Annotated in this window: 11 protein-coding genes; 10 read left to right on the forward strand and 1 reads right to left on the reverse strand. The window is 64.9% G+C overall.

All coding sequences use genetic code 11. The features are described from left to right. Positions 1-178 precede the first annotated feature (178 nt). From nifU to nifM, 6 genes are read left to right on the forward strand one after another with little or no spacing between them, the layout of a single operon-like run. Complete coding sequence (gene nifU / locus CWM57_RS10000) at positions 179-1,018, forward strand: Fe-S cluster assembly protein NifU (RefSeq protein ID WP_061153951.1); 840 nt, start codon at positions 179-181, stop codon at positions 1,016-1,018. A 15-nt stretch (positions 1,019-1,033) separates the two neighbouring features. Then, on the forward strand, positions 1,034-2,236 hold the full coding sequence (gene nifS / locus CWM57_RS10005; protein ID WP_100675328.1) for a cysteine desulfurase NifS: 1,203 nt from the start codon (positions 1,034-1,036) through the stop codon (positions 2,234-2,236). A gap of 16 nt (positions 2,237-2,252) precedes the next feature. Then, positions 2,253-3,395 carry a homocitrate synthase gene (gene nifV, locus CWM57_RS10010; RefSeq protein WP_100675762.1) on the forward strand — a complete coding sequence of 381 codons (1,143 nt, stop codon included), beginning with the start codon at positions 2,253-2,255 and terminating at the stop codon, positions 3,393-3,395. Positions 3,396-3,397: 2 nt separating this feature from the next. Next, entirely contained in the window at positions 3,398-3,655 is a 258-nt protein-coding gene (locus CWM57_RS10015) for a nitrogenase-stabilizing/protective protein NifW (RefSeq protein WP_061153949.1), read from the forward strand. Then, the gene (locus CWM57_RS10020; RefSeq protein ID WP_061153948.1) at positions 3,652-4,095 is read left to right on the forward strand and encodes a nitrogen fixation protein NifZ; all 444 of its coding nucleotides are present in this window, start codon (positions 3,652-3,654) and stop codon (positions 4,093-4,095) included. The genes CWM57_RS10015 and CWM57_RS10020 overlap by 4 nt, the downstream gene beginning before the upstream one ends. Further along, positions 4,095-4,895 (forward strand): nitrogen fixation protein NifM, encoded by an 801-nt coding sequence (nifM, locus tag CWM57_RS10025; protein WP_100675327.1) that lies wholly within the window; start codon positions 4,095-4,097, stop codon positions 4,893-4,895. Before CWM57_RS10020 ends, nifM begins: the two co-directional genes overlap by 1 nt. Positions 4,896-4,917: 22 nt before the next feature. On the opposite strand, the gene CWM57_RS10030 is transcribed toward nifM, so the two are convergent. After that, on the reverse strand, positions 4,918-5,448 hold the full coding sequence (locus CWM57_RS10030; RefSeq protein WP_012967608.1) for a flavodoxin: 531 nt from the start codon (positions 5,446-5,448) through the stop codon (positions 4,918-4,920). Positions 5,449-5,767: 319 nt separating this feature from the next. Between CWM57_RS10030 and nifL the strand changes: the two genes are divergently transcribed. The 4 genes from nifL to CWM57_RS10050 all read left to right on the forward strand — a co-directional run bounded on the left by nifL (position 5,768) and on the right by CWM57_RS10050 (position 10,909). Further along, complete coding sequence (nifL, locus tag CWM57_RS10035; protein WP_100675326.1) at positions 5,768-7,252, forward strand: nitrogen fixation negative regulator NifL; 1,485 nt, start codon at positions 5,768-5,770, stop codon at positions 7,250-7,252. After that, the gene (nifA, locus tag CWM57_RS10040; RefSeq protein WP_008804120.1) at positions 7,249-8,823 is read left to right on the forward strand and encodes a nif-specific transcriptional activator NifA; all 1,575 of its coding nucleotides are present in this window, start codon (positions 7,249-7,251) and stop codon (positions 8,821-8,823) included. Before nifL ends, nifA begins: the two co-directional genes overlap by 4 nt. Before the next feature lie 164 nt (positions 8,824-8,987). Continuing rightward, positions 8,988-10,394, forward strand: a complete 1,407-nt coding sequence (gene nifB / locus CWM57_RS10045; protein ID WP_074385335.1) for a nitrogenase cofactor biosynthesis protein NifB — start codon at positions 8,988-8,990, stop codon at positions 10,392-10,394. Then, a complete protein-coding gene (locus tag CWM57_RS10050; RefSeq protein WP_032733323.1) occupies positions 10,394-10,909 on the forward strand; it encodes a nitrogen fixation protein NifQ in 516 nt (171 codons plus the stop codon). The genes nifB and CWM57_RS10050 overlap by 1 nt, the downstream gene beginning before the upstream one ends. Positions 10,910-11,510 lie beyond the last annotated feature (601 nt).

An 11,510-nucleotide genomic window follows, 5' to 3' on the forward strand; every position in this document is an offset into this window, starting at 1 on the left:
ACAAAGCCCACAAAACGCCACAACAGTGTCGGCCCTGTCGGGGGCGGTTAACCCGTCAGGTCATTAACAAATAAGGTTTTTATGCGTTGGTATCGCAATTGCTTGGGGGTCAGTACCACCGCCAGTCTGCGGTGTACCGCGCCCCGGCGTTTTCGTCATCATCCCTGGAGCTGACAGCATGTGGAACTACTCCGAGAAAGTGAAAGACCATTTTTTTCATCCCCGCAACGCGCGCGTGGTCGACAACGCCAACGCGGTGGGCGATGTGGGTTCATTAAGCTGCGGCGATGCGCTGCGCCTGATGCTGCGGGTTGATCCGCAGACCGAGATCATCGAGGAGGCGGGCTTCCAGACCTTCGGCTGCGGCAGCGCCATCGCCTCCTCTTCCGCGCTGACGGAGCTGATTATCGGCCACACCCTGACCGAAGCCGGGCAGATCACCAACCAGCAGATCGCCGACTACCTCGACGGTCTGCCGCCGGAAAAAATGCACTGCTCGGTGATGGGCCAGGAAGCGCTGCGTGCGGCCATCGCCCATTTTCGCGGCGAAAGCCTTGAGGAGGAGCATGAGGAGGGCAAGCTGATCTGTAAGTGCTTCGGCGTCGACGAAGGGCATATTCGCCGGGCCGTGGTGAACAACGGCCTGACCACCCTCGAAGAAGTGATCAACTACACCAAAGCCGGCGGCGGCTGCACCGCCTGCCATGAAAAAATTGAGCTGGCGCTGGCGGCGATCCTCGCCCAACAGCCGCCAGCCCCCCTGCCAGCGGAGACGGCCCACGATGCGCACTGGCAAAGCGTGGTCGATACCATCAACGAACTGCGCCCGCACATTCAGGCCGACGGCGGCGACATGACGTTGCTCAACGTCACCCCGCGTCAGGTGACCGTCAGCCTCTCCGGCAGCTGCAGCGGCTGCATGATGACCGACATGACCCTTGCCTGGCTGCAGCAAAAGCTGATGGAGCGTACCGGAAGTTACATGGACGTGGTGGCGGCCCCGGCCGCGGTTAACTAACCCAAGGGGGATACGATGAAACCTGTTTATCTTGATAACAACGCCACCACCCGTCTCGACCCGATGGTTCTCGACGCGATGATGCCCTTTTTAACCGACTTTTACGGCAACCCTTCGTCGATACACGATTTTGGTCTGCCGGCGCAGGCGGCCCTTGAACGGGCGCATCAGCAGGTGGCCGCCCTGCTCGGGGCCGACTACCCCAGCGAGATCATCTTTACCTCCTGCGCCACCGAGGCCACCACCACCGCCATCGCCTCGGCGGTGGCCCTGATGCCGGAGCGGCGCGAGATCATCACCAGCGCGGTCGAACATCCCGCCACTCTGGCGGTGTGTGAGCAGCTGGAGCGTCAGGGATACCTGATCCACCGTATCGCCGTGGATCAGCAGGGTGCCCTGGATATGGTGCAGTTTCGGGCGGCGCTTAGCCCACGCGTGGCGCTGGTCAGCATCATGTGGGCCAATAACGAAACCGGCGTCATGTTCCCGGTGCCCGAACTGGCGGAGCTGGCTCATGAGCAGGGCGCGCTGTTTCACTGCGACGCGGTGCAGGTGGTGGGCAAAATCCCGATGGCGCTCAGCCAGACGCGGATCGATATGCTCTCCTGCTCGGCGCATAAATTCCACGGCCCCAAAGGAGTGGGCTGCCTCTGGCTGCGGCGGGGAACGCGTTTTCGCCCGCTGCTGCGCGGCGGCCACCAGGCGCATGGCCGGCGGGCCGGTACGGAAAATATCAGCGGCATTGTCGGGATGGGCGCCGCCAGCGAGCTGGCGCAGGTTCATCTGCCGGGCATGGCGCAGATTAGCCAGCTGCGCGATCGTCTTGAACAGCATCTCCAGGCCACTATCCCGGCGGTGACGGTGATGGGCGGCAGCCAGCCGCGGGTGCCCGGCACCCTCAATCTGGCCTTCGAGTGTATCGAGGGCGAGGCAATCCTGCTGCTGATGAATCAGGCCGGGATCGCCGCCTCCAGCGGCAGCGCCTGCACCTCCGGCTCGCTGGAGCCGTCGCACGTCATGCGGGCGATGAATATCCCCTACACCGCGGCCCACGGCACCATCCGCTTCTCCCTCTCACGCTATACCCGGGAAAAAGAGATCGACTATGTCATCGCCACCCTGCCGTCGGTTATCGACCGGCTGCGCGCCCTGTCACCCTACTGGCGACAGGGTCAGCCGCACCTGCAGGATGGTGCCTTCACGCCGGTCTACGGCTAAGGCGGGGGAGACAATGATGGGACGCGTACTGATTAACGACACCACCCTGCGCGATGGTGAACAGAGCCCCGGCGTGGCCTTTCAGGCCAGCGAAAAGATCGCCATCGCCGAGGCGCTGTACGCGGCGGGGATCGAGGCCATGGAGGTCGGCACCCCGGCGATGGGCGAGGAGGAGTGCGCCCGCATCCGGCAGGTGCGCCGACAGCTCCCGGGCGCCACGCTGATGACCTGGTGCCGGATGCAGGCGGGAGAAATTCGCCAGAGCGCCGACCTGGGCATGAACTGGGTGGATATCTCCATCCCCGCCTCCGACAAGCTGCGACAGTACAAACTGCGCGAAGGCTTACCGCTGCTGCTGGAGCGGCTGGCGGCCCTGATCCACCTCGCCCACACCCTTGGCCTGAAGGTCTGCATTGGCTGCGAGGACGCCTCGCGAGCCAGCGACGCGACGCTGCAGGACATTGCCCGCCTGGCCCGGGAGGCGGGAGCCACCCGTCTGCGCTATGCCGATACCGTCGGTATCCTCGACCCGTTCACCACCGCGGCGCAGATCGCCGCCCTGCGCCGCGTCTGGCCCGGCGAACTCGAAATGCACGCCCATAACGATCTGGGTCTGGCCACCGCCAACACCCTGGCGGCGGTGCGCGCCGGGGCCACCAGCGTGAACACCACCGTGCTGGGCCTGGGCGAACGCGCGGGCAACGCGGCGCTGGAAACCGTGGCGCTCGGGCTGGAGCGCTGCCTGGGCGTCGAGACCGGCGTGCGTTTCACCGCCCTGCCGGCGCTGTGCGAACAGGTGGCCCTCGCCACCCGCCGCCCGGTGGATCCCCAGCAGCCGCTGGTGGGCGAGCTGGTTTTTACCCACGAATCCGGCGTGCACGTTGCGGCGCTGCTGCGCGACAGCGAGAGCTATCAGGCGATCGACCCCGCCCTGCTGGGCCGCGGCTATCGGCTGGTGCTGGGCAAACACTCCGGTCGCCAGGCGGTTAACGGCGTCTTCGATCGGATGGGTTATCACCTGACGTCAGCGCAAATTGACCAGCTGCTGCCAGCGCTCCGTCGCTTTGCCGAAAACGGCAAACGCAGCCCGCGGGATGATGAGCTGGCGGCAATCTACCACGCGCTCTGCGGCGCCGAAACGCTGCAGGCCAGGGGGTGAGTATGGAGTGGTTTTATCAGATCCCCGGCGTGGGCGACCTGCGCTCCGCCGATGCGTTCTTTCAGTTTTTCGCCGTTCCCTACCAGCCCGAGCGCCTGGCCCACTGCAGCCTGCCGGTGCTGGCCACCTTTCACCGCAAGCTGAAGGCGGAAGTGCCTCTGCTCAACCAGCTGGAGGAGAACCCGCGCGCGCACTGGCTGCTGGCGCGCCGACTGCTGGCGGAGAGTTATCAGCAACAGTTCGAGGAGAACACGCCATGAGACCCCAATTTACCTTTAGCGAAGCGGTCCGCGTCGTGCGCGCCATCCGTAACGATGGCACCTATGCGGGCCTGCCGTCCGGCGCCCTGCTGGTGCGCCGGGGCAGCATCGGCTATGTCCGCGACTGGGGGGTATTCTTGCAGGACCAGATCATCTACCAGATCCACTTCCCGGACTGCGACCGGGTGGTCGGCTGCCGCGAACAGGAGCTGATTGCCGGCGATCGGCCCTGGCTGGCCGGCAATCTGCAGTATGGCGATAGCGTAATCTGTCAGACGGCGCTGGCGATGCAGGGCGAGATGGTGGTCAGCGTCGGGCAGTTGGGGCGCATCGAAGCCACCGACCGGGGCGAGCATGGCGACGGCTATATCGTCGACTTCGGCGGCCGCTGGTTCCAGGTCCCGGTCAGCGCGCTGGCGCTGGCAGAGGAGGAAGAATAATGGAGCCATGGCAACGATTTGGCCGGCAGCGGCTGGCGCAGAGCCGCTGGAACTGCGAGCCGGCGGCCATCGACGCGGTCGACCGGCAAGCCTTCGAGGCGGCCTGGCAGCGCCAGGCCCAGATGGAGCAGCTCATCGTCGCCCAAATTGCGCCGGAGGCGATCCCCGCCGCGCTACTGGAGGGCCTCGCCACTTCGCTGGGCGCCTGGCTGGATGAGGGAGGATTTACGCCAGCGGAGCGGGCGGCGATCGTCCTGCACCACGCCCGGCTGGAAACCGCCTTCGCCGGGATTGCCAGCCAGGCGCCGCGGCCGGATCCCGCCACGGTGCAGGCCTGGTATCTGCGGCATCAGGCGCAGTTTATGCGCCCGGAACAGCGCCTGACCCGCCATCTGCTGCTCACCGTCGATGGCGACGACCAGGCGGTTTACTCGCGCATACGGGAGCTTCATGGGCAAATCGAAGCCTCTCGTGAGGCGTTTGCGCCGCTGGCCCAGCGACACTCCCACTGCCCGAGCGCGCTGGACGGCGGACTGCTGGGCTGGATCGGCCGGGGGCTGCTCTATCCGCAGCTGGAGGAGGCGCTGTTTGCGCTGGAGGAAAATGCGCTGAGCGCGCCGGTGGCCAGTGAGCTCGGCTGGCATCTGATCTGGTGTGAGGCCATTCGCCCTGCCGCGCCGATGACGCCTGAGCAGGCGCTGGAAAGCGCCCGCGATTACCTCAGTCAACAGAGCCAGCGCCGCCACCAGCGCCAGTGGCTGGCCGAGATGTTAGCGCGCCAGCCGGGGCTGTGCGGGTAGCCGACAGGCTACCCGCCAACGCCTACAGCAGATGCGGTTTAATCTCCTCAAGCCAGGTCGCCAGACGCGCGTCGGTCTCGTCGAACTGGTTATCCTGGTCCAGCACCAGCCCGACAAAGCGATCCCCCTCCAGCGCCGATGAGGCGCTGAACTCATATCCCTCGTTCGGCCAGCTGCCGATCATCGTCGCCCCGCGGGCACGCAGGGCGTCGTACAGCGGCCGCAGCCCGCTGGCGAAGTTATCCGGATAGCCACGCTGATCGCCGAGGCCAAACAGCGCCACCGTTTTTCCCTGCAGGCTGACGTCGCCGAGGTTGCGGATAAACTCGGCCCACGACTCGCTCTCGCCCCCGGCCTCAAGGCCCGGCAGCTGGCCGTCGCCCAGCGTCGGCGTCCCCAGCAGCAGGGCCGGGTAGGCCAGCAGGTCCGCCAGCGTGGCGCGGTTAATATTGACCGGGGCGGCGGCGGCCTCCCCCAGCTGCTTGTGGATCAGTTTCGCGATCTTGCGGGTTTTACCGGTATCGGTACCAAAGAAAATGCCAATGTTCGCCATAGTACGCTCCTGTCGGAATGGTGTTGAAAAAAGGAATGACGAAAGAGGTATTGCGAAGGCTGTGCCAGGTTGCCCTGCACCGCGACGGCCCATCCCTGCCCCATCAGGATCGCTTCGCCTCACGATGCCGTGCGCCAAAGGCGCACCCGGCGGGGCGAAAGGTAAAAATCCGTGAATTTTCCCCCTGTCGGATCAATGTTTCGCGTGGTCGTTCCGATAAGGGCGCACACTTTGCATGGTTATCCGGGTTCGGCTTACCCCGCCGCGTTCCGCGCACGGTGTCGGACAATTTGTCATAACTGCGACACAGGAGTTTGCGATGACCCTGAATATGATGCTCGATAACGCCGCGCCGGAGGCCATCGCCGGCGCGCTGATTCAACAACATCCGGGGCTGTTTTTTACCATGGTGGAACAGGCCTCGGTGGCCATCTCCCTCACCGATGCCAGCGCCAGGATCATTTACGCCAACCCGGCGTTTTGCCGCCAGACCGGCTATTCGCTGGCGCAATTGTTAAACCAGAACCCGCGCCTGCTGGCCAGCAGCCAGACGCCGCGCGAGATCTATCAGGAGATGTGGCATACCCTGCTCCAGCGTCAGCCCTGGCGCGGTCAGCTGATTAATCAGCGTCGGGACGGCGGCCTGTACCTGGTGGAGATTGACATCACCCCGGTGCTCAGCCCGCAAGGGGAACTGGAGCATTATCTGGCGATGCAGCGGGATATTAGCGTCAGCTACACCCTCGAGCAGCGGCTGCGCAACCATATGACCCTGATGGAGGCGGTGCTGAATAATATCCCCGCCGCCGTGGTGGTGGTGGACGAGCAGGATCGGGTGGTGATGGACAACCTCGCCTACAAAACCTTCTGCGCTGACTGCGGCGGCCGGGAGCTGCTCACCGAGCTGCAGGTCTCCCCTGGCCGAATGACGCCCGGCGTGGAGGCGATCCTGCCAGTAGCGCTCCGCGGGGCCGCGCGCTGGCTGTCGGTGACCTGCTGGCCGTTACCCGGCGTCAGTGAAGAGGCCAGCCGCTACTTTATCGACAGCGCGCTGGCGCGGACCCTGGTGGTGATCGCCGACTGCACCCAGCAGCGTCAGCAGCAGGAGCAAGGGCGCCTTGACCGGCTGAAGCAGCAAATGACCGCCGGCAAGCTGCTGGCGGCGATCCGCGAGTCGCTGGACGCCGCGCTGATCCAGCTGAACTGCCCGATTAACATGCTGGCGGCAGCCCGTCGGCTGAACGGCGAGGGAAGCGGGAACGTGGCGCTGGAGGCCGCCTGGCGTGAAGGGGAAGAGGCGATGGCGCGGCTCCAGCGCTGTCGCCCGTCGCTGGATCTCGAAAACCCCGCCGTCTGGCCGCTGCAGCCCTTTTTCGACGATCTGTGCGCCCTCTACCGTACCCGCTTCGATCCCGACAGGCTGCAGGTTGACATGGCCTCACCGCATCTGATCGGCTTTGGCCAGCGCACCCCGCTGCTGGCGTGCTTAAGCCTGTGGCTCGACCGCACCCTGGCCCTCGCCGCCGAACTCCCCTCCGTGCCGCTGGCGATGCAGCTCTATGCCGAGGAGAACGACGGCTGGCTGTCGCTGTATCTGACTGACAACGTGCCGCTGCTGCAGGTGCGCTACGCCCACTCCCCCGACGCGCTGAACTCGCCGGGCAAAGGCATGGAGCTGCGGCTGATCCAGACCCTGGTGGCGCATCATCGCGGGGCCATTGAGCTGGCTTCCCGACCGCAGGGCGGCACCTGCCTGACCCTGCGTTTTCCGCTGTTTAACACCCTGACCGGAGGTGAAGCATGATCCCTGAATCCGACCCGGACACCACCGTCAGACGCTTCGACCTCTCTCAGCAGTTCACCGCCATGCAGCGGATAAGCGTGGTGCTGAGCCGGGCCACCGAGGCCAGCAAAACGTTGCAGGAGGTGCTCAGCGTATTGCACAACGATGCCTTTATGCAGCACGGGATGATCTGTCTGTACGACAGCGAGCAGGAGATCCTCAGTATCGAAGCGCTGCAGCAAACCGGCCAGCAGCCCCTCCCCGGCAGCACGCAGATCCGCTATCGCCCCGGCGAGGGACTGGTGGGGACCGTGCTGGCCCAGGGGCAGTCGCTGGTGCTGCCCCGGGTCGCCGACGATCAGCGTTTTCTCGACCGCCTGAGCCTCTACGATTACGATCTGCCGTTTATCGCCGTACCGTTGATGGGGCCCAACGCCCGGCCAATAGGGGTGCTGGCGGCCCAGCCGATGGCGCGCCAGGAAGAGCGGCTGCCGGCCTGCACCCGTTTTCTCGAAACCGTCGCCAACCTCGTCGCCCAGACCATCCGGCTGATGATCCTTCCGGCCTCACCCGCCCTGTCGAGCCGCCAGCCGCCGAAGGTGGAACGGCCGCCGGCCTGCTCGTCGTCGCGCGGGGTGGGCCTTGATAATATGGTCGGCAAGAGCCCGGCGATGCGCCAGATCGTGGAGGTGATCCGTCAGGTTTCGCGCTGGGACACCACCGTGCTGGTGCGCGGCGAAAGCGGCACCGGGAAAGAGCTGATCGCCAACGCCATCCATCACCATTCGCCACGGGCTGGCGCCGCCTTCGTCAAATTTAACTGCGCGGCGCTGCCGGACACCCTGCTGGAAAGCGAACTGTTCGGCCATGAGAAAGGCGCCTTTACCGGGGCGGTGCGTCAGCGTAAAGGACGTTTTGAGCTGGCGGATGGCGGCACCCTGTTCCTCGATGAGATTGGTGAAAGCAGCGCCTCGTTCCAGGCCAAGCTGCTGCGTATCCTCCAGGAGGGGGAGATGGAGCGGGTCGGCGGCGATGAGACCCTGCGGGTGAATGTCCGCATCATCGCCGCCACCAACCGTCACCTGGAGGAGGAGGTCCGGCTGGGCCATTTCCGCGAGGATCTCTACTATCGCCTGAACGTGATGCCCATCGCCCTGCCCCCGCTGCGCGAGCGTCAGGAGGACATCGCCGAGCTGGCGCACTTCCTGGTGCGCAAAATCGGCCAGCATCAGGGGCGCACGCTGCGGATCAGCGAGGGCGCGATCCGCCTGCTGATGGAGTACAGCTGGCCGGGTAACGTTCGCGAACTGGAGAACTGCCTCGAACGCTCGGCGGTGATGTCGGAGAGTGGCCTGATCGATCGCGACGTGATCCTCTTCACTCACCAGGATCGTCCCGCCAAAGCCCTGCCCGCCAGCGGGCCAGCGGAAGACAGCTGGCTGGACAACAGCCTGGATGAACGCCAGCGACTGATCGCCGCGCTGGAAAAAGCCGGCTGGGTGCAGGCCAAGGCGGCACGGCTGCTGGGGATGACGCCGCGCCAGGTCGCTTACCGGATCCAGATCATGGATATCACCCTGCCGCGTCTGTAGGCCGCGGTGTCAGGTTCAGGACATTGTCGTCAGTGCGGCAGGAACGCGACAATGTTGTGCCGCAGGGATGCGGGATAACGCTTTATTTTTCAGACAGATAAAAAATTCGCCTCTGGTACGTCGTTTGCAGCAGGAAGGTATCGCCCAACCATGAAGGTACGACCATGACTTCCTGCTCTTCTTTTTCCGGCGGTAACGCCTGTCAGTCGGCGGACGCCAGCGCGTTAGCGCCGCGGGTGGCCGACAAGGTCGCCGCGCACCCCTGCTACTCCCGCAGCGGACACCACCGTTTCGCCCGAATGCATCTCCCGGTCGCCCCGGCCTGCAATCTGCAGTGCAACTACTGCAACCGTAAATTCGACTGCAGTAATGAATCCCGCCCCGGGGTGTCATCGACGCTGCTGACCCCCGAGCAGGCGGTGTTGAAAGTGCGCCAGGTGGCCCAGGCCATCCCACAGCTGTCGGTGGTCGGCATAGCCGGGCCCGGCGATCCGCTGGCCAATATGACCCGCACCTTCCGCACCCTGGAGCTGGTCCGCGACCAGCTTCCGGACCTCAAATTATGCCTGTCGACCAACGGGCTGATGCTGCCCGACGCGGTCGATCGCCTGCTGGAGGTCGGCGTGGATCACGTCACGGTGACCATCAATACTCTGGATGCCGAGATCGCCGGGCAAATCTACGCCTGGCTGTGGCTCGACGGCGAACGCTACCGCGGCCGGGAAGCCGGGGAGATCCTGATTGCCCGCCAGCTTGAAGGGGTCCGCAGGCTGACCGCCGCGGGGGTGCTGGTCAAGATAAACTCGGTGCTGATCCCGGGGATCAACGATGGCGGCATGGCCGAGGTCAGCCGTCGTTTGCGGGAAAGTGGCGCATTTATTCACAATATTATGCCGCTGATTGCCAGACCGGAGCACGGCACGGTCTTTGGTCTCAACGGCCAGCCGGAGCCGGACGCCGGGATGCTCGCCGCGATCCGCAGCCAGTGCGGGGAGGGGATGCCGCAGATGACCCACTGCCACCAGTGCCGTGCCGACGCCATCGGCATGCTGGGCGAAGATCGCAGCCAGCAGTTCACCCGGCTGCCGGACCCGGACAGCCTCCCCGACTGGCTGCCCATCCTCCACCAGCGCGCTGAACTTCATGCCAGCCTCGCCACGCAGGGGGAATCGGACGCGGATGACGCCTGTCTGGTGGCCGTGGCCTCCCGCCACGGCGAGGTCATTGACTGTCATTTTGGCCATGCCGACCGCTTCTCGATCTACAGCCTGTCGGCCGCCGGTATGGTGCTGGTGGGCGAGCGCTTTACGCCGAAATATTGCCGCGGCGAAGAGGAGTGTGAGCCACAGGAGAACGAGGCCAGACTGGCGGCGCTGCTGGCGCTGCTCGCCGACGTGAAAGCGGTGTTCTGCGTGCGTATCGGCCATACGCCATGGCAACAGCTCGAGCTACAGGGCATTGAGCCGCAGGTGGACGGCGCGTGGCGTTCGGTCGCCGAGGTGCTGCCTGCCTGGTGGCAGCAGCGGCGCCAGAGCCTGGCGGCATCGCGCCTGCGTCAGGGAGTCGCCTGATGGCGCCGGTCGACTGGTTAACTCGCCTGTGGCGACTGTATCACGCCGGAAAAGGCTGCTTTCCGCTGCGGATGGGGCTGACTCCCGCGGCATGGCGGTCGCTGCAGCAGCGGCTGGGCGAGGTGGCGACGCCGCTGGACAGCGCGACGCTGAGCCGCCGTCGGCTGATGACCGAGCTGAATGCCACCCGTGACGAAGAGCGTCGGCAGCTGGGGCAGTGGCTGACGGAGTGGATGGCGCCGGGGGCTGAACCGATGGCGCAGATCGTCGCCGAGGTGGCGCTGGCGTTTAACCATCTGTGGGAGGATCTGGGACTCGATTCGCGGGCGGAACTGGGCCGGCTGATGAGCGACTGCTTTCCGCAGCTGGTGGTGCAGAACGTCCACCATATGCGCTGGAAAAAGTTCTTTTACCGCCAGCGCTGCCTGCAGTCGCAGGGGGAGATTGTCTGCCGATCGCCGAGCTGCGACGAGTGCCTGGAGCGCAGCCTCTGCTTCGAACCGCCGCCGCTATAAACAAGCCGCAGCCCCCTGCGGCTGCCCCAACCACACACGCGTTTTACCGCTTTACGCGGGTTTCTGCCGGGTGGCGCTTCGCTTACCCGGCCTACTTAACCATTTATATATCAGAAGGCTAACCATCACCGTAGGCCCGCGCAAGCGCAGCGCCGCCGGGCAATATATCAGGCTCCGTGCTCAACATATTGCCGGGTGGCGCTTCGCTTACCCGGCCTACATAACCATTTATATATCAGAAGGCTAACCATCACCGTAGACCCGCGCAAGCGCAGCGCCGCCGGGCAAAGACAGCGGGCACGGAGCCGCTTTTGTGCCGGGTGGCGGCTGCGCCTGACCCGGCCTACAGCCCCAAATCACCACTGGCTCAAGGGCCGCTGAAACTGCCCGTGCCGGCGGCCTCAAAATCGCTGAGACGTTCCCGGCAGGCCGGGGCAGCCCGCATGGATGCGGGCTGAGGGCCGTGTTTTGCAGGGATAATGAGATGGACGCTCCAGATTTTACGGTATCAAAGTACCAGACTGGATCGTTGCAATACGTCCTAAAAAATGAGGAGCGTCCACATGAAAGTATCAACTCTTGGTATCGACCTGGCAAAGAA

This window comes from Klebsiella sp. G-Nf4, assembly GCF_002810615.1.
Lineage (GTDB): Bacteria > Pseudomonadota > Gammaproteobacteria > Enterobacterales > Enterobacteriaceae > Klebsiella > Klebsiella variicola.